20 protein-coding genes are annotated in these 19320 nt (G+C 69.7%); 5 read left to right on the plus strand and 15 right to left on the minus strand.

The genetic code is table 11. The features are described from left to right. The first annotated feature begins 23 nt into the window (after positions 1-23). The 4 genes from LA521A_RS12160 (at position 24) to LA521A_RS12175 (ending at position 4044) form a co-directional block, all read left to right on the plus strand. Positions 24-578 (plus strand): RNA polymerase sigma factor, encoded by a 555-nt coding sequence (locus tag LA521A_RS12160; RefSeq protein ID WP_281782087.1) that lies wholly within the window; start codon positions 24-26, stop codon positions 576-578. Beyond that, a complete protein-coding gene (locus tag LA521A_RS12165; protein ID WP_281779161.1) occupies positions 575-1603 on the plus strand; it encodes a hypothetical protein in 1029 nt (342 codons plus the stop codon). Before LA521A_RS12160 ends, LA521A_RS12165 begins: the two co-directional genes overlap by 4 nt. Beyond that, on the plus strand, positions 1600-2184 hold the full coding sequence (locus LA521A_RS12170) for an IMPACT family protein (protein ID WP_281779162.1): 585 nt from the start codon (positions 1600-1602) through the stop codon (positions 2182-2184). Before LA521A_RS12165 ends, LA521A_RS12170 begins: the two co-directional genes overlap by 4 nt. A 99-nt stretch (positions 2185-2283) precedes the next feature. Further along, entirely contained in the window at positions 2284-4044 is a 1761-nt protein-coding gene (locus LA521A_RS12175) for an ABC transporter transmembrane domain-containing protein (RefSeq protein ID WP_281779163.1), read from the plus strand. 92 nt (positions 4045-4136) lie between these two features. Here LA521A_RS12175 and LA521A_RS12180 read toward each other — a convergent pair whose 3' ends face one another. From LA521A_RS12180 to LA521A_RS12230, 11 genes are all read right to left on the minus strand, one after another. Next, positions 4137-5777 carry an acyl-CoA dehydrogenase family protein gene (locus LA521A_RS12180; protein ID WP_281779164.1) on the minus strand — a complete coding sequence of 547 codons (1641 nt, stop codon included), beginning with the start codon at positions 5775-5777 and terminating at the stop codon, positions 4137-4139. A 70-nt stretch (positions 5778-5847) separates the two neighbouring features. Beyond that, positions 5848-7119, minus strand: coding sequence for an FAD-dependent oxidoreductase (locus LA521A_RS12185; protein WP_281779165.1), 1272 nt, complete (start codon positions 7117-7119; stop codon positions 5848-5850). Between the two features lie 97 nt (positions 7120-7216). Then, on the minus strand, positions 7217-7423 hold the full coding sequence (locus tag LA521A_RS12190; protein WP_115842987.1) for a cold-shock protein: 207 nt from the start codon (positions 7421-7423) through the stop codon (positions 7217-7219). 96 nt (positions 7424-7519) lie between these two features. Then, positions 7520-8287 carry an S-methyl-5'-thioinosine phosphorylase gene (locus tag LA521A_RS12195; protein WP_281779166.1) on the minus strand — a complete coding sequence of 256 codons (768 nt, stop codon included), beginning with the start codon at positions 8285-8287 and terminating at the stop codon, positions 7520-7522. Between the two features lie 3 nt (positions 8288-8290). After that, entirely contained in the window at positions 8291-8860 is a 570-nt protein-coding gene (locus tag LA521A_RS12200; protein WP_281779167.1) for a hypoxanthine-guanine phosphoribosyltransferase, read from the minus strand. Next, the gene (gene nagZ / locus LA521A_RS12205; protein ID WP_281779168.1) at positions 8860-9855 is read right to left on the minus strand and encodes a beta-N-acetylhexosaminidase; all 996 of its coding nucleotides are present in this window, start codon (positions 9853-9855) and stop codon (positions 8860-8862) included. Before nagZ ends, LA521A_RS12200 begins: the two co-directional genes overlap by 1 nt. Positions 9856-9961: 106 nt before the next feature. Then, positions 9962-10654 carry a DsbA family oxidoreductase gene (locus LA521A_RS12210; RefSeq protein WP_281782088.1) on the minus strand — a complete coding sequence of 231 codons (693 nt, stop codon included), beginning with the start codon at positions 10652-10654 and terminating at the stop codon, positions 9962-9964. A gap of 66 nt (positions 10655-10720) precedes the next feature. Continuing rightward, positions 10721-11236, minus strand: coding sequence for a CYTH domain-containing protein (locus LA521A_RS12215; RefSeq protein WP_281779169.1), 516 nt, complete (start codon positions 11234-11236; stop codon positions 10721-10723). A gap of 123 nt (positions 11237-11359) precedes the next feature. Continuing rightward, entirely contained in the window at positions 11360-12706 is a 1347-nt protein-coding gene (gene rlmD, locus LA521A_RS12220) for a 23S rRNA (uracil(1939)-C(5))-methyltransferase RlmD (RefSeq protein ID WP_281779170.1), read from the minus strand. A gap of 229 nt (positions 12707-12935) precedes the next feature. Next, a complete protein-coding gene (locus LA521A_RS12225; protein ID WP_281779171.1) occupies positions 12936-13556 on the minus strand; it encodes a DUF1318 domain-containing protein in 621 nt (206 codons plus the stop codon). A gap of 93 nt (positions 13557-13649) precedes the next feature. After that, a complete protein-coding gene (locus LA521A_RS12230) occupies positions 13650-15686 on the minus strand; it encodes a translocation/assembly module TamB domain-containing protein (protein ID WP_281779172.1) in 2037 nt (678 codons plus the stop codon). A gap of 27 nt (positions 15687-15713) precedes the next feature. Here LA521A_RS12230 and LA521A_RS12235 point away from each other — a divergent pair, with 27 nt between their 5' ends. Next, a complete protein-coding gene (locus LA521A_RS12235; RefSeq protein ID WP_281779173.1) occupies positions 15714-16490 on the plus strand; it encodes a response regulator in 777 nt (258 codons plus the stop codon). Here the strand turns inward: LA521A_RS12235 and recO are convergent. From recO to LA521A_RS12255, 4 genes are all read right to left on the minus strand, one after another. Then, positions 16472-17221, minus strand: coding sequence for a DNA repair protein RecO (recO, locus tag LA521A_RS12240; RefSeq protein WP_281779174.1), 750 nt, complete (start codon positions 17219-17221; stop codon positions 16472-16474). The genes LA521A_RS12235 and recO overlap by 19 nt on opposite strands. A 90-nt stretch (positions 17222-17311) precedes the next feature. Beyond that, entirely contained in the window at positions 17312-18208 is an 897-nt protein-coding gene (era, locus tag LA521A_RS12245; RefSeq protein ID WP_281779175.1) for a GTPase Era, read from the minus strand. 49 nt (positions 18209-18257) lie between these two features. Further along, a complete protein-coding gene (rnc, locus tag LA521A_RS12250; RefSeq protein WP_281779176.1) occupies positions 18258-18917 on the minus strand; it encodes a ribonuclease III in 660 nt (219 codons plus the stop codon). Further along, complete coding sequence (locus LA521A_RS12255; RefSeq protein WP_281779177.1) at positions 18910-19290, minus strand: DUF4845 domain-containing protein; 381 nt, start codon at positions 19288-19290, stop codon at positions 18910-18912. The genes rnc and LA521A_RS12255 overlap by 8 nt, the downstream gene beginning before the upstream one ends. Positions 19291-19320 lie beyond the last annotated feature (30 nt).

Genomic DNA, 19320 nt, shown 5'->3' on the forward strand with positions numbered 1-19320 from the left:
CCTCACCCCGTACCCTGCCGCGCATGAATGCGGGCGCGGATACCGACGACGACGTGCTGATGCTGGCCTGGGCGGCCGGCGATGCCGCGTCGTTCGAACTGCTCTACGCCCGGCATCGCGGTTCGCTGTACCGCTTCCTGCTGCGGCAACTGCGCGATCCGGCGCTCGCGGACGAGTTTTTCCAGGACGTGTGGCAGCGGGTGATCGCCGCCCGGCAGGGCTGGAAACCCGAGGCCGCGTTCAGGACCTGGCTGTTCCGCATCGCCCACAATCGCCTCAACGATTACTGGCGTGGCCTGAAGCACCGGCCCGCGGCGCCCGACGACGCCGACGAGCGCGCCGCGCGCGTCCCGGACCCGAGCAGTCCGGAGCGCGAATTGTCCGAATTCGAGCAGCGCCGTCGCCTGCAACTGGCGATCGAGGAGCTTCCCGACGAGCAGCGCGAGGTCGTGCTGCTGCGTCTGGAGCAGGAACTTAGTCTGGAGGAGATCGGCGCGATCACCGGCGCCGGCCGGGAGACCGTCAAATCGCGGCTTCGCTATGCGATGGACAAGCTGCGCGCGAGATTGAACGAATGAACCGCTTCGACGACGAACCGCTGAGCCCGGAAGAACGCGCGCTGGCCGACCGCCTGGCGCGTCTGGGCCCGCACGACGGGCCGCCGCCGTCGCTCGACGCGAAGATCCTGGCCGCCGCCCACGCCGCCGTGGCGCCCCCGCAGCGGCGTCGCCGCTGGCTCGGCCTCGCCGCCGTTCCCGGGAGCCTGATCACCGGCGCCGGCATGGCCGCCGCGCTGGTGCTGGTCATCGGAACCGTGTGGCAGTTGCGCCCGGCCGATCCCGCGCCGGCACCCGTGCGCAGCGAGGGCGACGGTGCGTACGTCAGCGCGCAGATCATCGAGCGCGAACGGAAGGTCATCGCGCCGGCACCTCCACCGCCGGATGCGTCGACGCGCGCCAAAGCCCTCAACGCGCCTGCCGCGAGCGCCCCGATCCTCGCCCAGCGCAAGGCGGCTCCGGTGGCACCTGCCGCGGCTGCGCCGGTGCCCGAGGAAGCCTCCGGCGACGCGATGGCACGCGTGGCAACGGTCGGCCCGGACGAACAGCCCATCGTCTTCCACGAGACGGTGGCCGACGCGCGCAGCGACGATCCCTTCACCGCCCCGGCGGCCGCGCCGGCGGCCCCGGCCGCGATGCAGTCGTATTCGGACGCCGAGAAAAGCGAGGCGTTCGAACTGGCCCGCGCGCGCCAACAACGCAGCGACGAGCAGGCGGTTTCGGCGAAGCGCCTGATGGCGCAACCCGCGCCTGTCGCCGCATCCGCTGTGTCCGCCGCGCCAGCCAGCGCCGAACCGCAGCCGACGCTCGATCGCATCGAAGTGACCGGAAGCCGCATCACGCCCGCCGAGCTGCTGGCCGCCACGCCGATCGCGGAGGACGCGCGCCTGGAACCCGCCGCCTGGCTCGAACGCATCCGCGAACGCCGCGATGCGGGCGATGCGGACGGCGCACGCGAAAGCCTGGCGCTGTTCCGCAGGACGCATCCGCGGGTGCGCCTGCCGGACGACCTGCGCGCGCTCGCCCGCTCTCCCACGACGCGATGAGCAGCACGCTGGCCGGCCCGACCTCGTACCTGCTCGAGGTCAAGCACAGCCGTTTCCTGGTCAATGCCGCGCCGGTCGAGGCGCCGGAAGATGCCTTGCAGTTCATCGCGCGGGTCGGCGATCCGGCGGCGACGCACAACTGCTGGGCCTACCGCATCGGCGGCGAGTACCGTTTCAACGACGACGGCGAGCCGGCTGGCACCGCCGGGCGGCCGATCCTCGCGGCCATCGACGGCCAGGGGCTGGACCAGGTGGTCGCCGTGGTGACGCGCTGGTTCGGCGGCATCAAGCTCGGCGCGGGCGGGCTGGTGCGTGCCTACGGCGGCAGCGCGGCAGAGTGCCTGCGCGTCGCGCCACGCCGCGAACTGGTGGTGTTCGCCGAGGTCTCGCTTGCGTATCCCTTCGCCGAGACCGGCCCGGTACACGCGCTGATCGCGCAGTTCGATGTGGAAAAACTCGACGAACGTTTCGACGCCGATGGCGCGCGGCTGCATGTGCGGCTTCCGGCCGATCGCGTGGACGCCTTGAAAGCCCGCCTGCGCGACGCCACCCGTGATCGGGTGCGTTTCTCCGAGCCCTGAGGCGCCAGCCGCCGCAGTCCGATCGCGGAAACTTCCGACATCCGCGTGCGGTCCGTTCCGCATTCCGCCTTTCCGCCGTCACACCCATACTGGCTCCCGATGACCGACGCTTCCTCCGCCAAAGCCCCGATCGGCAGCCTGCGAACCCTGTGGCCGTTCGTGCGTCGCCATCGCGCGTTGTTCGCCGCCTGGCTCGTGGCGCTGGCCGCGTCGAGCACGGCGACGCTCAGCCTTCCGGTCGCGTTCCGCACGATGATCGACCAGGGTTTCGCGCAAGGCGGCGGCGCGGCGATCGATCGTGCGTTCCTGCTGCTGTTCGCCGTCGCCGTGGCGCTGGCCTTGGCGACGGCGGCCCGCTTCTTCTTCGTGTCGCTCCTCGGCGAACGCGTGGTCGCCGACCTGCGCGAACGCCTCTACTCGCACCTGCTCGCGCTCGATGCCGGTTTCCACGACCGCAACCGCAGCGGGGAACTCGTCTCCAGACTCACGGCCGACGCCGAACTGCTGCGCAGCGTGGTCGGCTCGAGCATGTCGGTCGCGCTGCGCAGCCTCGTCACCGTCGTGGGCAGCCTCGGCATGATGTTCGTGACCGCACCGCGGCTGGCCGCGTTCGCGCTCGTCGGCATCCCGCTGGCGGTGTTGCCGATCGTCGTCGGCGGGCGCCGGCTGAAGAAAATCGCGCGCGCCAGCCAGGACCGCGTCGCCGACGCCAACACGCTCGCCAGCGAAACGCTGGGCGCGATCCGCACCGTCCAGGCGCACGCGCGCGAGCCGTACGAGCGCGATCGCTTCGGCGTCGCACTGCTCGAATCCGTCAATACCGCACGGCGACGCATCCAGGCCCAGGCGTGGGTCACCGCCATCGCCATCGTGCTGATCTTCGGCGCGATCACGCTGGTGCTCTGGTCGGGCGCGCACGACGTCGTCGCCAACCGCATGAGCGCCGGCACGCTGGGCCAGTTCATCCTGTACGCACTGATCGGCGGCGGCTCGGTCGGCGCATTGGCGGAAGTCTGGAACGAACTCCAGCGCGCCGCCGGCGGCATGGGCCGCATCAGCGAGCTGCTCGTGGAAACCGCGACCGTGGACTCGCCGGCGCACCCGGTCGCGCTGCCTAAGCCGATACGCGGCGAACTGTCGTTCGAGCGCGTGAGCTTCCACTATCCCTTGCGCCCCGATGCGCCCGCGCTGGAGGCGTTCGACCTGCGCGTGCGTCCCGGCGAGACCGTCGCGCTCGTCGGCCCGTCGGGCGCCGGCAAAAGCACGGTGTTCTCGATGCTGCTGCGCTTCCACGATCCGCAGTCCGGCAGCGTGCGCGTGGACGGAACCGATGTCCGCCAGCTCGATCTGGGCGTACTGCGCGAAGCGATCGCGCTGGTTCCGCAGCAGCCGACCATCTTCGCGGCCAGCGCGCGCGACAACATCCGTTACGGCCGACTGGAGGCGAGCGACGCCGACGTCGAGCAGGCGGTGAAGGCGGCGCACGCATCGGATTTCATCGCCGCCCTGCCCGAGCGCCTCGACACCGACCTGGGCGAGCGCGGCGCGCGCCTGTCGGGCGGCCAGCAGCAGCGCATCGCCATCGCACGCGCGTTGCTGAAGGACGCCCCCATCCTGCTGCTCGACGAAGCCACCAGCGCGCTGGACGCGCAGAGCGAGCGCGCCGTGCAGCAGGCGCTGGAAACGCTGATGGAAGGACGCACCACGCTGGTCATCGCGCACCGCCTCGCCACCGTGCTCAAGGCGGACCGCATCGTCGTGATGGATCGCGGCCGCATCATCGCCGAGGGCACGCACGAGCAATTGCTCGCGCAAGGCGGGCTGTATGCGGAACTGGCGAAGCTGCAGTTCCTGGACTGAACGAAACCGGGCTACGCCTGCGCAGCGTCCTTTCGTCAAGACACGCGGCCAATCCGGTTATCGGTCGTGGGCCGACGGTTGAATCGGCGCGGCTAACCGCTCCACGCCCGCGCGATCAGCGCGCCCAGCTCGAAATCCCGTGGCAGCGTTCCGTAGGCATTGCCGTGATCGCCGGCTATGCGCGTCGCGCAGAACGCAGCGGCCATCGGGCTGTTATTACGCAGCAGCAGGCTTGCCTGCAACGCAAGTGCGAGCGCCTCGACCCATCGGCGTGCTTCGACTTCACCCGGCACTCGGTGGCCTTCCAGCACGGGACGCAGTTCGGCGATCTCCGCGTCCAGGTCCGGGTCCAGTTGCAACGCGCCCTCCAGCTCGGCCAGCAGCGCGCGACCGGTCTGCGGTTCGCGCTGCAATGCGCGCAGCACGTCCAGGCACTGGATGTTGCCGCTGCCTTCCCAGATGGAGTTGAGCGGCGCCTGCCGGTACAAGCGCGGCAGCATGGATTCCTCAATGTACCCCGCTCCGCCCAGGCATTCCTGCGCTTCGTTGACGAAACCCGGCGCGCGGCGGCACACCCAGTACTTGCCCACCGCGGTGGCGATGCGCGCGAACGCGGCTTCCTGCGCATCGTACGGTGCGCGATCCACGGCGCGCGCCACGCGCATCGCCAGCACGATCGCCGCTTCGGCTTCGATCGCCAGATCCGCCAGCACGTTACGCATCAGCGCGTGGTCGGCCAGTCGCGCGCCGAACGTGACGCGGTGATGCGCGTGATGCATCGCTTGCGCCAGCGCCATGCGCATCTCGGCGGCGGCGCCGAGCATGCAGTCCAGCCGCGTGAGCATCACCATCTCGATGATCGTCGCCACGCCGCGGCCCTCCTCGCCGATCCGGTACGCCCACGCGTCCATGAACTCCACTTCGGACGACGCATTCGACCAGTCGCCCAACTTGTCCTTCAGGCGCATCAGTGCGAAGGCGTTCTTCTGTCCGTCCGGTGTCCAGCGCGGCAGCAGGAAACACGTGAGGCCGCCAGTCGCCTGCGCCAGCACGAGGAAGGCGTCCGACATCGGGGCCGAAAAGAACCACTTGTGGCCAACGAGCCGGTACTCGTTTCCGCCCGATAGCGCCGTGGCGACCGTGCGGTTCGCGCGCACGTCGCTGCCGCCCTGTTTCTCGGTCATGCCCATGCCGATCGTGATGCCGAGCTTCTGGTCGCACACGATGTCGCGCGGGTCGTAGAACGGCGAGGTCGCCTTGCCCTCCCAACCGGTGAGGTCCGGCGCGTGTCGCAGCACGGGCACCGCCGCGTGCGTCATCGTCAGCGGGCAGCTCGTGCCCGGCTCCACCTGATGGTGCAGGTAGCTCAACGCCGCGCGTGCGACGTGCGCGCCGGGACGCGGTTGCGTCCACGACAGGCCCGCGACCCCATGCTCGATCGCCGCCTGCATGATGCGGTGGTAGTTGGGGTGGAACTCCACCAGGTCGATGCGCTGGCCGAAGCGGTCGTGCGTGCGCAGGCGCGGGCGATCGCGATGCGCGTCGAAGCTCAGCCGGTACAACTCGTCGCCGGCGAGCGCGCCGTACGTCGCCAGGGTTTCGGCGAAGTCGCCGCCGCCTTCGCGGACCACCGCTTTGCGCAACGCGGCATCGTCCTGCCACAGGTCGCGCGGCGCGAACTCGGGCGGCTGGTTCTCGACGCGATGCGTGGCGAACGGCGGCAGCGGGTCCATCTGCGGCTCCGGCAGGAAGGGCGGCGCGGCGAGGCGCGGGATGGATCGATTCTAGGGAACGTACCGTGGCCTACGCGTTTTCGCCGGCCAGTCGGCCGGGCGCGTTTGGCGTGCGTTCGGCCAGCGCCGCGAGGAAGGCGGCATCGAGCGGGTACGTCCCCAGCCACCCGCGTCGCGTGCCGGTCAGCACGCGCAGCATCTGCCCGCGCCCGCCGGGCAGGCGCGACATCGGATGGAAAATGCGGTCGCGCAGCGCCGCGAGGCGGTCGCGTTCGGACTGGAAGAGCGGCGTGAGCCACCGGCTCCAGAAGTGGTAGATGCCCAGGTGGTCGCAACGACGGCGCTGGTAGTCGGCGAACGCGTCGGACACACGCGCGTGCACGCGCAGCGCGTCGCGCAGTGCGATCGCGTCCGCCAGCGCCATGTTGACGCCCTGCCCGAGTTGCGGGCTCATCGCGTGCGCGGCGTCGCCCATCAGCACCGCACGCCCGCAGTGCCACTGACGATGCACGGTGTCCCGGTAGCGCGCCTGCGCGAGGCCGGCGGGCACGGCCGTGCCGCGCAGGCGTTCAGCGGCTTCGGGCCAGACCGCGGCGACGTCGCGCCGCCAGGCGGCCTCATCCGCACCCGCGTGAGGCAGTTCGACCGCGGGCAGGCTCCAGAAAAAGCTCAGGCGCGGAACAGGGTCGCCCGGCCGCGTACCGACCGGCAGCATGCCGGCCATGCGCCGCGCGCCGACATAGCGCTGGCGCAGTTCGTCGGGGAATTCCCACGCGTCTTGTGCGACCAGGCACCATTGCGCGCCCCATGGATACGGCCGGTCCAGCGTCGGCGCGGCGACGCGGGAGCGCAGGATCGATGCCGCGCCGTCGGCGACGACGACGACGTCGAAGGCGCCATGCTCCTCGCCCTGCTCATCGCGCAGCACGCCGCGCGCGGTGTCCACCTCGACGATCCGGCGACCGCAGTGCACCCGCCGGCCGTCGCGCCATGCCACGTCGAGCAGTCCGAAAAGCGCGCCGCGCTGCATGCCCAGGCCGAAGAGCCCCGGGTCCAGCTCGCGATACCGCATGTCCATGACCGCGCGCCCGGCGATGCTCTCGCCGAACAGCCGGCCGATGCGCGCGCCGTGCGCGAGCGCGTCGTCCAGCAGCCCCAGCTCCCACAGGACCGCAAGCCCCGTGGGCTGGAGCAGGAAACCCGCGCCGACCGGGCCGAGCACCGGCGCGCGCTCGAAGACCTCGACCTGATGGCCCTCGCGCGTGAGCAGCAACGCCGCCGCCTGTCCGGCGGTCCCGTATCCGACGATCCCGATGCGCAATGTCGATCCCTGACGCGTCATGCGATCCCTTCAGCAACGCTCCCCGGTGCGGTACGGGCGAAAAAAAGGCCCCGCAGTGCGGGGCCTTCGAACGCGATGTGGCGTGATTCCCGAGGGATCACGCGACCACGTTGATGTTGGACGCCTGGGCGCCCTTCGGGCCCTGCGTCAGCTCGTAGCTCACACGCTGCCCTTCCTGCAGGCTGCGGAAGCCCTTGGCGTTGATCGCGGAGAAGTGCGCGAACACATCTGCGCTGCCATCTTCGGGAGAAATGAACCCGAAGCCCTTGGCGTCGTTGAACCACTTCACGGTGCCGTACTGCATGTCCTTGTCAACCTCATGCTGGATGCGAGTCGCGCACCGACGCGGATGCGATCCGGAGCGCTCGGCGAGTATGCAAACTGAATGCCGGCTTGACAATCATCTTGTGGCACGGGTCTCCAACAGGGCCGACAGGAGGCGCGGCAGGCCCGACGAGGCGGCGGCCACGTTGTCCAGGACGTCCTGCAGGGTGATGACCTCGTCCGGGTCCGGGCCGGCGCCCGCCGCCCAGTTGGCGACGATCGCCAGGCAGGCGTAGTCCAGGCCCAGTTCGCGCGCGAGACCGGCCTCGGGCATGCCCGTCATGCCGACCAGGTCGCAGCCGTCGCGACGCATGCGGACGATCTCCGCGCGGGTCTCCAGGCGCGGCCCCTGGGTGGCGCCGTAGCAGCCGTCCGCGACCAGCGCGACGCCGGCCCGCGTCGCCGCCTCGATCACCGCCTCGCGCAGCGTACGCGTGTACGGCTCGCCGAAGTCCACGTGCAGCACCTCGGTGCCGGGTTCCTCGCAGATCGTCGAGACGCGGCCCCAGGTGTAGTCGATCAGCTGGTCCGGACAGGCCAGCACGCGCGGGCCGAAGCGTTCGGTGATGCCGCCGACCGTGTTGAGCGCGAGCACGCGCGTGGCGCCAAGGTCCTGCAACGCGGCGAGGTTCGCGCGGTAGTTGATCTTGTGCGGCGGCAGCGAATGCCCCTCGCCGTGGCGCGCGAGGAAGGCGACCGTCCGCCCGCCCAGCGTGCCGATGCGGATCGGGCCCGACGGCGCGCCGAAACGCGTGTCCGGCTGGACGGTGCGCACGTCCCGCAGGTCGGCCAGCTTGTACAGGCCGGTGCCGCCGATGACGGCCAGTTCGATCGCCTCGCTCATCGTTCAGTCCTTCAGCGCGTAGATCGCCGGCAGGTTGCGGCCCTGCTCGTGGTAGTCCATGCCGTAGCCGAACACGTAGCGATCCGGCACGTCGACGCCGACGTAGTCCGCGCAGATGCCTTCGACGCAGCGGTCGTGCTTCTTCACCGCCAGCGCGGCGATGCGCACGTCGCGCGCGCCCTGCTCCAGGCACCAGTCGCGGATTGCGGCCAGCGTGTGGCCTTCGTCGAGGATGTCGTCGGCGAGCAGCACGCGACGGCCTTTCAGCGGCGTGGCCGGCCGGTGTTTCCAGACGAGTTCGCCGCCGGAGGTCTCGCCGCGGTATCGCGTCGCGTGCAGGTAATCGAACTCCAGGTCCTGGCCCAGCGCGCCCAGCTCCATCGCCAGTTGCGCGGCGAACGGCAGGCCGCCGTGCATGACCGTCAGGTACACCGGCACGTCGTCGGCGGTGTAGTCCGCGTCGATCTCGCGCGCCATGCGGGCGATGGCCTGCTCCAGCGTGGGGCGGTCGAGGAGAAGGTCGGAATTGGCCAGCGCTGCGGCCAGGTCGTGCGTGTTCGCGAGGGGTTCCATCAAGCCAGTCCTTCCTGCCGGTTGCGGGCGGCGCCGTAGCGTGCGTCGGCCAGCAGCCCGTCCCATCCCAAAGCGCCGCGGCCGATCAGGCCAGCCAGCGCCATCGTGTTGAGCTTGCGGCCTTCGACGGCCGCCAGCGATTCCTCTACCAGCTGCGGGTGGCAGACGAGGATCGCGTCACAGCCGGCGTCGTAATGCGCGTCGATGCGCCCCTTCACGCCGCCCGCGTGCTCGCCCGCCTTCATGCCGATGTCGTCGCTGAAGACGACGCCGCGGAAATGCAGCTCGCCGCGCAGGATCTCCTCGATCCAGCGCTTGGAATACCCCGCCGGTTCCGGCGCGACGGCCGGGTACTTCACGTGCGCCATCATCACCGCGTCGGCCTTGGCTTCGACGCCGGCGGCGAACGGGATCAGATCGTTCGCGCGCAACTCGTCGAGCGGGCGTGGATCGACGGCCTCGTTGTGGTGCGTATCGGCCTGCACCGAACCGTGTCCCGGGAAGTGCTTCAGCGTCGCCGGCATGCCGGCGGCGTGCATGCCACGGATGTAGGCGCGGGTGAATTCGGCGACGACGTTCGGGTCTTCGGAGAACGCGCGATTGCCGATCGCCAGATTGCCGCGCCCCAGGTCGACCACCGGCGCGAAGCTCAGGTCCACGCCACTGGCGAGGACTTCCTTCGCCATCAGCCAGGCGTGTTCCTCGGCGAGCTTGAGCGCGGCGTCCGGGTCGGCGGCATAACGCCGACCGAAACCCTCCAGCGGCGGCAGCGCGCTGTAGCCCTCGCGGAAACGCTGCACGCGACCGCCTTCCTGGTCCACGCAGACCAGCTGCGGACGCGGCGCGGCGTCGCGGATCGCGGCCGACAGTTCGGCGACCTGCGCCTTCGACGCGAAGTTGCGGCTGAACAGGATCACGCCGGCGCAGGCGTCGTGCTGCAGCCAGTCGCGCTCCTGCGCGGTGAGTTCGGTGCCGGCGACGCCGATCACGAGCATGCGGAAGACTCCGGTTGGACGGGCCGCGCCGAGCGCGCGGGCCCGCATTGTCGCGCAGATGCCGGAAGGCGGCATCCGCGCCTGTTCGCCCTGCGTGAAGGCGTGGTCAGACCGCGCAACCGTCCGGCCCGCAGGCATCGCCCGCCACACGTTCGTCGGTCGGCCGTCCTTCGACGCCTAGGCGTTCGAACACCTGCGCGAACACCGCCGGCGTCTGCGCGCCCTGCACCGCCAGGCGTCCGTCGAACACGAACGTCGGCACGGCCTGGATGCCCAGCGCGTGCGCCTGCGCGAGTTGCGCGCGCACCTGCGCGATGCCTTCGTCGGAATCGAGCATCGCCCGCACGCGCGCTTCGGACAGTCCGCCTTCGGCGCCGGCGTCGATCAGCGTCTGCACGTCGGCGAGGTTGCGGCCTTCCGCGAAATGCGCGCGGAACAGCGCTTCACCGACCTTGTCCGCGTCGCCTTCGCGGCCGGCAAGCCAGATCAGCCGGTGCGCCTTGAGCGTGCTCACGCGCACCTGCCCGCGATCGAAATCGAACGGCAGCCCTTCGGCGCGACCGGTGGCCTGCGTCTGCGACAGGATCTGTTCGGTGCGCTCGGCGCCGCCGAACTTCTTCGCGTAGGCCTCGCGCAGCGGCACGGGCGTGTCGCCGGACTCGGGATCGAGCTGGTAGGCGTGCCAGTGGATGTCGGCCGTGCGGCCCGTCTCGCCCAACTGCGCGAGCGCTTCGCGCAAACGGTGCTTGCCGATCCAGCACCAGGGGCAGACCACGTCGGACCAGATGTCGATGCGCAAGGGAGTGTTGTCCATCAAACGGAAATGGGGCCGCGGCGGCGCGAGGCAACCGCGGCGCAACCGGCGTCAGGCGACCAGGCCGGCCCGCTCGTCGGCGGTCCACTGCCCGTACGGGCGCGTGGCGAGCGCCAGGTTGTAGTAGCGAGAGGAGTCGGTGACTTCCGCGCCGATCCATTCGGGCCGAGTGAACGTCTCGTCGGCGCTGGCCAGTTCGATCTCAGCCACCACCAGGCCGGCGTTGTCGCCCAGGAATTCATCGACTTCCCACAGGTGGCCTTCGTGCTGAACGTAATGACGGCGCTTGTCGACGAGTCCGCCGACGCAAAGCGCGAGCAGCGCGCGCGCGTCGCTGACGGGAATCGCGTAGTCGAACTCCTGCCGCGTGTGGCCGAGTTCGCGCGACTTGAGGTTGAGGAAGGCCTCCTCGCCGGCGATGCGCACGCGCACCGACGCCTTCATCGCGCCCTCGTCCATCGCCTTCTGGTCGTTGATGTACCCCTGCGCCATCGGCACGACCTCGCGCGCGGCCGCGCGCCAGCCATCGCCGGTGACCAGGAACTTGCGTTCGATTTCGAGGGCCATGGGTGTGTCTCGTGATTCGTGATTCGTGATTCGTGATTCGTGATTCGTGATTCGTGATTCGCGAGGAGCTTACCGATCCGGCCTGGTGTACCGTTTTGCGAATCACCATTCCCGATTCACGAATCACGCTTTCTCGAACAACGCGATCGATTCCACGTGCGCCGTGTGCGGGAACATGTCCATCACGCCGGCGGCCTTGAGCTTCCAGCCGCGCTCCTTCACCAGGAAGCCCGCATCGCGCGCCAGCGACGCCGGATGGCAGCTGACGTAGACGATACGGTCGAACTGTTTCAGCGGCAGCTGCGCGAGCACGACGTCGGCGCCGGAGCGCGGCGGGTCGAGCAGCAGCTTGTCGAACGGCTGCTTCATCCAGTGCTCGTTCGACAGGTCCTTCGCGAGATCGGCCGCATGGAACTCGGCATTGGCGATGCCATTGTGCGCGGCGTTCTCGCGTGCGCGACGGACCAGGCCCGCCTCGCCTTCCACGCCCACGACCTCGCGCACCTGGCGCGCCAGCGGCAGGGTGAAATTGCCCAGGCCGGCGAACAGGTCGAGCACGCGGTCTTCGGGCTTCGGATCGAGCAGATCGAGCGCGAGCTGGATCATCTTGCCGTTGAGGCCCGCGTTGACCTGGATGAAGTCCAGCGGACGGAACAGGAATTCGAGGTTCCACTGCGGCAGCGAGAACGCGAGCTTCGGCGATTCCGGCCAGATGGCGTGCACGGTGTCGAGGCCGCCGGGTTGCAGGTAGATGGCGAAACCGTGCGCCTTGCCGAACGCGACCAGCGCATCGCGATCGCTGTCGGTGAGCGGCACCAGATGGCGGATCGTCAGCGCGACGCCGCTGAAGGCATCGCCATGCGATCCGTCCTGCGCGTCGCCGGCGATGAACTCGATCTGCGGGATCTCGCGACGCGCCTGCATGCCGTCGATGAGTGCCGCCAGTTCGGGCAGCTTCGAGGCGATCTGCGGCATCACGGTGTGGCATTCGCGGATGTCGGCGACGAACCGCGGATCGGTTTCGCGGAAACCGACCAGCGTCTTGTCCTTCTTCTCGACGCGGCGCACCGAGAAGCGGCCCTTGCGGCGATAGCCCCACGAGGTGTCGACCAGCGGCGGCAGGATGCGTTCGGGCTCGACGTGTCCGATGCGCTCGAAGTTCTCCATCAGCACGCGCTGCTTGGCGAGGATCTGGCGGGCTTCGTCGTAATGCTGCATGGCGCAGCCGCTGCACACGCCGAAGTGCGCGCAGCGCGGCGCGACGCGTTCGGGCGCGGCGTCCAGGACTTCGACGGTCCTGGCTTCGTCGAAACTGCGGTGGCGACCGGTCTGGGAGGCCATGACGCGTTCGCCCGGCAGTGCGCCGGCGACGAACACGGCCTTGCCGTCGGGGCGGCGGGCCACGCCGCGGCCGTCATGGGTCAGGTCGGTGATGAGGACTTCAAAGGGGGTTTGATCGATGCGGGCCACAGCGGCTGGCGGTACTGCTCAACAGGGCCGCGTATTGTCGCAGATCGTGGCCGGGCGGCCGGGATTCGTCCTGGCCCGTCCGCCATCCCGGTCGAAAGCCGGGACCCAGGCCCGCAACTTCGAGATGGCCGGTAAAGGCATCGGGGCACGGTGTGCCTCGACGCTGCGGGGTGCGTCAGCGCTCCCCAACCCTCCCCTGCCTCAGGGGAGGGAGGCGAACGCTACCCGATCACTTCTGCCGCCAGCCGCCGCCGGCGTCCTGCACCCACCAGCCCGGGCGCGCGCTGTCGACCCATTGGCGCGCGAACACCGCGCGGATCTGCTGCTCCCATTCGGGGTGGTCGTTGGCGACGGCGATCTCGCGATACACCGCGCGCGCGTCGCGGTTCTGTTCGGCGACGGCCTGGTTCACGGCCACGCGCTGCGGCAGCGGAACCTTGGCTGCGTCGCGCACGTCGATGGTGCCGTCGTTGGCGATGCCCAGCGCGCCGGATTCGAAATGCGCCTTCAGCTGGCCATCGAAACGCTGCGCCATGCGGCCCTGGATCGCCTGGATCGCCGGCGTCTTGATCGTGATGTCCGGCTGGCCCTGCGCGTGCGCGCTGCCGATGCCGACCAGCGACAACCAGTCGATGCGCGACGCGAGCGAACGCTGCGCCGGCGGCACGTACGCGCTCTGCCCGCCCGGCTTGTCCTGCGACTTCGGCGCAGGCTGTGCGTCGTCGCCGATCACCTTCTCGACGAATTCGCGCGCCGCTTCCTTGGCCTCGGCCGCGGGGAAGTACACGTTGATCGTGACGCAGGCGGTCAGCGCAACGGCTGCCAGTGGAATGCCCATCCAACGACGCATGACGATTTCTCCTGTTGAATCCATGCCGTCGGCGCGTTCGGCCGAACGGCGCAATGCAGCGAAACTTACCCGAAGCCGGCGACTGGCAGTGCGTTACTCGAAGACCGGCTTCACGTCGCCGGAGCTGGCGGCCTTCAACCGGTCCAGCAGCGTCGGCCAGTCCACGTCCCGGTTGAACCCCACCACCGCCAGTCGCGGCAAGCCCGACCCTTCGACGATAGTGAAGCCGTTGCCGGCTGAACCGAGCCCGCTCATCCGGCAGACCTCGTTGTCGAGATAGCACGACAGGCCGATGCGCCGGTAGCCGAAATCGTCGAACAGGCCGATCAGCTGCGACTGCAGTGAACTGACGAACGAGGCATCGGACACGCTCGACAGGTCCTGCACCGCGCGCTGGCTGATGCGCTGGCGCACGCGCGCGCGGCGCGCGGCGTCCGCGTCGGTGGCGATGGCGGCCTCGAACGACACCGGCTGCCAGTCGACCAGCCGCAGCCGGTCGAAGCGGCCGTCGAGTTTGCCGGTGATCTCGCCGAATCCGAGCACGCCGGTGAGCGATTGCAGGTCGATGTCCTCGAACGCGATGTCCGACGACAGCGTCGGCGCGACGCCGAACGGCCGCTCCATCGCCAGCGACGACACCTGCACGGTGCCGCCGAACAGCTGCACCGACAGCCCGCCTTCGAAATCGAGCCGGTCCTGCGCGTACCGCGCCTCGGGAATGTGGCCGGTGAGCTCGCCGGTGAACGCCGGCCAGCCCAGCGCCTGCGACAACTGCGCGATGTCCAGGCGATCCAGGTCCAGACCGAAGCGGATTTCCAGCCCCTCCCGGTCCGCCGGAGGCCGCAGGTGCAGATGGTTGATGGCGACGTTGCCGCCGAGCATCGCCATGTCCGACGCCTCGCGCAGCCGCAGCTCGCCCGCGTCGCTCACGAACGGCAGGCGCGCCGCACCGAACGCGAGCCCGTGCAGGCGACCGCCGCTCCAGCGCAGTTCGCTGTCCAGTCGCTGCGCGCGCGAGAAGCGCACGTCGCCTTCGAGCCCGGCGAAGTCGAAACGCCCGCGCGGGTCGTCGATCGCCACGCCGTGCGGCACGAAGGCGGCGTCGTGCACGGTGCCTTCGTCCATGCGCAGCTGCACGTCGGCGGCACCGCGCAGTTGGAGGTCCGCCAGGCCCGCGAGGCCGAGGAAGCCGGTGAGGTAGGCATCGCGCATCGGCGCCAGGTCGTCGCTGCGGGCGCGCACGTCGAGCGCGCGCAGCGTGCCGTCGGCACCGAGTGTCGCGCTGCCGTGGGCGACGAGGATGCCGGCGTCGTCCCAGCGAAGCCCCGACAGGCGCCAGCCGTCGCTGCCCTGCTGCATCGCATGCAGTTCGATCGGGATGCGCCGCCGCTGCAACGCGAGGTAGGCGTTGCCGAACAGCAGGTCGCCGCCGAGCAGCGCGCCGTCGATCGCGAAGGAGGTGTTCGTGCCGAAGGTCGCATCAAGGGCGACCTGCGCCGAGACGTTTTCGCCGGCGGTGAGGCCGTCGGCGGTATCGAACGCGACGCTGGTCAGGCGCAGCGGGCCGCTGACGCGCAACGGCGCGTTGGACGGGGCGTGCACGGCGATCTGGCCGTCGAGCGTGCCCTTGCCGAAGCGGCCGGCCTCCCACGCCTCCGCCACCAGCGCCTGCGCCCACGCGACCGGCACCTGGGCCAGATCGATGCGGGTCAGTTCAGGCGTCCGGCTCCGGCGGTCGAGCGCGATGCGGCTGGAGCCGCGTGACAGCGTCGCACCGGTGCGGAGGTCGTCGATGTCGATCCCCAGCGTCAGCGCGGTGCCGCGTCCTTCGCGCACGGGGCCTTCACACCGCCAGCGGTTTCCTGCATGCGAGAGTGGGCACTGCCAGGCGACGTCGCGAAAGCGATAGCCCAGCCCCGGTGCATCGATGCGTGCGGCCTGCAGGCGCAACGTGCCCTGCGGCGCGGCATCGGGCCAGTCGAGCTGGATGCGCACGCCTTCCAGCGTCGCAACGGCTGTGCTTACCTTGGCGATCTTCGCTTTCGCGGTCGCCGCCGACGCGATATCGGACCATGCGCACAAGGCGATGGCCGATGCAGCCAGCAGCAGGCGTAAGATCGAACACGACATCCGATCAGCATACCGACAGGACGCGAAATGCCGATGATGCCCGACACAGTTCCACGCATCCTGCTGGTCGAGGACGATCCGACCAGCCGGGCCTTCCTCACTGCTGCGCTCGAGGCGATGCCGGCCGAGGTCGACAGCGTCGACTCGCTGGCCACCGCACTGACGTTCGCATCGTCGCGAAGCTATTCGGCCTGGATGATCGACGCGCGCCTGCCCGACGGCAGCGGCGAGGAACTGCTCGCGCGACTTCGCGAACGCGACGCGCACACGCCGGCCATCGCGCACACGGCGGCGTTCGAATCGACCGTGCTCGACGCACTGCACGACGCGGGGTTTGCCGAGGCACTGGTCAAGCCGATGCCGGCGGCGACGCTGCAGGCGGCGGTGCGTCGCGTGCTAGGGTTCGCGACGACGGAAGCCCCCGCGTCCGGCATCGTCATCGACGAGCGGTTGCCGCTCTGGGACGACGACGCGGCCGCGCTCGCGCTCAACGGCAACCGCACGCACGTGGACACGCTCCGCGATCTGTTCGTGCAGGAACTGGCGAAGTCGGTGTATGCGATTTCCACCGCGGCCGAGCGCGGGGACCTGGACTCGGTGCGTGGCGACCTGCACCGGCTGCGCGCAAGCTGCGGCTTCGTCGGAGCACAACGGCTCGCGGCCGCAGTGCAGGCGTTGCAGGAGGATCCGGCCTCGACGTCGCGGTTGGGCGCGCTCGAGCACATCGCGCAGGACACGCTCGCGAACGCGCGCGTGGTGCCGCATTCGTCCCGCCTTCCGGACGTTCAGTCGGCCGCGTTCTGATTCGGCGGTCGCGACACGCGATTCAACTCGGCCAGCATGTCCCACGACTTGAGCCCGCGCGGCCCGAGGTAATGCGCGAGCACGTCGCGCATCGCACGGCGCAGCCCGGGAAGGTCGTCCACTTCGGGCGCGCGATCGGCGGCCAGCGCAAGCAGGCCTCGCCCCGTCGCGGCGCGACTGCGGTCGCCGTGGCCGCGATCGCTCAACACGCGGCGCGGGCCGTACTCGGGATCGAGCTGGTATCGCGCGGCCGAATCGATGGGCGTTCCGTCGCCGTCGTTGGCCCAGTCGAATCCGAACCCGAGCGCGTCGAGCAGGTCGCGTTCGAACCGCCGCAGCGTCCAGGCCAACGGCTCGCCCGCGCCCAGCCGGACGCGGGCGCGTCCGTAGGCTTCATAGAGTTCGGGCGCGGGGTCCTGGCGTGGCGCCAGGCGCAGCGTGAGTTCGTTGAGGTAGAAGCCCGATAGCATCGCCTCACCCGACAGGCGCGGTGCCACGTCGAGCGCTTCGGCGGTGTTGAGTCGGGCGAGTTCGCCCACCTGCACCGCATCGAACCGGATCCACTGCAGCGGCTGCAGCGCCGCACGCAGCGCCTGCTTCTTCGGACCCTGCACGCCGCGGGCGACCAGGCCGAGCCGGCCGTGATGTTCGCTCAGCACCTCGACCAGCAGGCTGGTCTCGCGCCAGGGCCGCGAGTGCAGGACGAAGGCGGGTTCGGCGCTAAGGCGCATGCCGCTCGGAACGAATGACGAGGCGCGGGAAACGAAGGTTCCGGCGGACGCGCCAGACCCATTCCGCGTTCCTTTCCATTCGTCCCTGCCTCAATCGTGGTACCCGAAGGCCCGCAGCGCCGCCTCGTCGTCCGACCAGCCTTCGCGTACGCGAACCCACGTTTCCAGGAACACCTTGCTGCCGAACAGGCGTTCCATCTGCTGGCGGGCCTTGGCGCCGATCTCGCGCAGCCGCTCGCCGCCCTTGCCGATGACGATGGCCTTCTGGCCATCGCGCTCGACCCAGATGACGGCACCGATGCGCAGCAGGTTGCCGTCGACTTCGAACTTCTCGATCTCCACCGTCGTCGCATACGGAAGCTCTTCGCCGAGCTGGCGCATGAGCTGCTCGCGCACCATCTCGCCGGCGAGGAAACGCTGGCTCTTGTCGGTGATCTCGTCCTCGCCGTACAGCGCGGGCTGCTCGGGCATGAGCGCCAGCACGTCCTTCACCAGCGCTTCCAGCCCCTTGCGGCGCAGCGCCGAGATCGGATGCACGGCGGCGAAGTCGCGCCCGTCGCTCACCTTGGCGAGGAACGGCAGCAGCGTGGTCTTGTCCTTGATGCGGTCGACCTGGTTGGCGACCAGCACCACCGGTACGCCGCCCTTCTTCAGGGCTTCGAACGCGAGGGAATCCTCGTCGTCCCACTGGCCGGCGCGCACGACGAGGATCGCGGCCTCCACGCCCTCCAGCGCGCCACGCGCGGCGCGGTTCATCCAGCGGTTCATCGCGCGCTTCTGCTCGCGATGGATGCCGGGGGTGTCGACGAGCAGCAATTGGCCTTCGGGAAAGGTCGCAATGCCGAGCAACTGATGCCGCGTGGTCTGCGGGCGGTCGGAGGTGATGCTGACCTTCGCGCCGACGAGGGCGTTGACCAGGGTGGATTTGCCGACGTTCGGACGGCCGATGACGGCCACGTGGCCGGCGCGATGAGCGGGGGTATTCATCCTGCGGATTGTAAGGCGCCGGGGTCGGCGCGTGCGGCAGATGCGGCGCTCAGCGTTCCAGCAGCTGGTTCAGCGCGGCCTCGGCGGCGGCCTGCTCGGCGGCTCGCCGCGAACTGCCCACGCCCTCGGCGACCAGCGGCGGCTGGTTCAGCGTGCAGCTGACCTGGAAGCTCTTGGCGTGGTCCTCGCCCGTTTCGCCCAGCAGCGCGTAGATCGGAAGCGGCTTCTGGCGGGCCTGCAGCCACTCCTGAAGCCGCGTCTTGGCGTCCTTCCCGACCTTGTTCGGCGGGGGCAGCGCGGCGATGGCCGACTCGAACCAGGGCATGACCGCGGCACGGCAGGTCGGAAAATCCGAGTCGAGGTAGATGGCGGCGATCACCGCCTCCAGCGCGTCGGCCAGGATGGAGTCGCGGCGGTGTCCGCCGGATTTCATCTCGCCGGGCCCGAGGGTGAGCCGTGGTCCGAGGTCGAGCGTCCGCGCGATCGGCGCCAGCGCCGATTCGCGCACGAGTTCGGCGCGGGCGCGGGTGAGCGCGCCCTCGTCGGCCTTCGGCCAGTAGGTGTACAGCGCCTCGGCGACGATCAGGTTGACCAGCGCGTCGCCGAGGAACTCCAGCCGTTCGTTGTGCGGGGCACCCGCACTGCGGTGCGTCAGGGCCTGCTGCAGCAGTTCCGGGCGCGCGAAACGGTGGCCGATGAGATCAGTCATCCCCGGCCGTGCGCGAGAGCACCTGCTCGGCGTTGAAGTGGCCGACGATGTCGAAGTTGGCGATCAGCGGGCGACGGACTTCGTAGTCCACGGTCATCACGTAGCCGGCTTCCTTGCGCGCGAGCTTCACGTCGGACGGCTTCACGTTGTCCGCGTAGCTGACGTACAGGCGGGCGAAGAAGTTGTCCTTGATCCGCTTGGGATCCTGCTGGCTGATGCCCGCTTCCTGCGACATCTGCTTCAGCGCCTGCTTCACGGCGAAGTATTCCGAATACATCGGAATCACCTTCATGCCCATGTAGATGAACACACCGACCACTGCCAGCACGATGATGAACCCGATCAGGGTCATGCCGCTCTGAGTACGCTTCATTTACCAATCCCCCTTGTGTGCATTGCTTGC

Source organism: Lysobacter auxotrophicus (assembly GCF_027924565.1).
Lineage (GTDB): Bacteria > Pseudomonadota > Gammaproteobacteria > Xanthomonadales > Xanthomonadaceae > Lysobacter_J > Lysobacter_J auxotrophicus.

Excerpts from the sequence above, each read along its gene's own strand:
- LA521A_RS12255 (WP_281779177.1), bottom strand. The coding sequence starts at position 19,290 with ATGAAGCGTACTCAGAGCGGCATGACCCTGATCGGGTTCATCATCGTG.
- era (WP_281779175.1), bottom strand. The coding sequence starts at position 18,208 with ATGAATACCCCCGCTCATCGCGCCGGCCACGTGGCCGTCATCGGCCGT.
- LA521A_RS12180 (WP_281779164.1), bottom strand. The coding sequence starts at position 5,777 with ATGGACCCGCTGCCGCCGTTCGCCACGCATCGCGTCGAGAACCAGCCG.
- LA521A_RS12175 (WP_281779163.1), top strand. The coding sequence starts at position 2,284 with ATGACCGACGCTTCCTCCGCCAAAGCCCCGATCGGCAGCCTGCGAACC.
- LA521A_RS12215 (WP_281779169.1), bottom strand. The coding sequence starts at position 11,236 with ATGGCCCTCGAAATCGAACGCAAGTTCCTGGTCACCGGCGATGGCTGG.
- LA521A_RS12165 (WP_281779161.1), top strand. The coding sequence starts at position 575 with ATGAACCGCTTCGACGACGAACCGCTGAGCCCGGAAGAACGCGCGCTG.
- LA521A_RS12160 (WP_281782087.1), top strand. The coding sequence starts at position 24 with ATGAATGCGGGCGCGGATACCGACGACGACGTGCTGATGCTGGCCTGG.
- nagZ (WP_281779168.1), bottom strand. The coding sequence starts at position 9,855 with ATGCTCGTGATCGGCGTCGCCGGCACCGAACTCACCGCGCAGGAGCGC.
- LA521A_RS12225 (WP_281779171.1), bottom strand. The coding sequence starts at position 13,556 with ATGCGTCGTTGGATGGGCATTCCACTGGCAGCCGTTGCGCTGACCGCC.
- LA521A_RS12190 (WP_115842987.1), bottom strand. The coding sequence starts at position 7,423 with ATGCAGTACGGCACCGTGAAGTGGTTCAACGACGCCAAGGGCTTCGGG.
- recO (WP_281779174.1), bottom strand. The coding sequence starts at position 17,221 with ATGCGCCTTAGCGCCGAACCCGCCTTCGTCCTGCACTCGCGGCCCTGG.
- LA521A_RS12230 (WP_281779172.1), bottom strand. The coding sequence starts at position 15,686 with ATGTCGTGTTCGATCTTACGCCTGCTGCTGGCTGCATCGGCCATCGCC.
- LA521A_RS12235 (WP_281779173.1), top strand. The coding sequence starts at position 15,714 with ATGCCGATGATGCCCGACACAGTTCCACGCATCCTGCTGGTCGAGGAC.
- LA521A_RS12200 (WP_281779167.1), bottom strand. The coding sequence starts at position 8,860 with ATGGAACCCCTCGCGAACACGCACGACCTGGCCGCAGCGCTGGCCAAT.
- LA521A_RS12170 (WP_281779162.1), top strand. The coding sequence starts at position 1,600 with ATGAGCAGCACGCTGGCCGGCCCGACCTCGTACCTGCTCGAGGTCAAG.
- LA521A_RS12185 (WP_281779165.1), bottom strand. The coding sequence starts at position 7,119 with ATGACGCGTCAGGGATCGACATTGCGCATCGGGATCGTCGGATACGGG.
- LA521A_RS12195 (WP_281779166.1), bottom strand. The coding sequence starts at position 8,287 with ATGAGCGAGGCGATCGAACTGGCCGTCATCGGCGGCACCGGCCTGTAC.
- rnc (WP_281779176.1), bottom strand. The coding sequence starts at position 18,917 with ATGACTGATCTCATCGGCCACCGTTTCGCGCGCCCGGAACTGCTGCAG.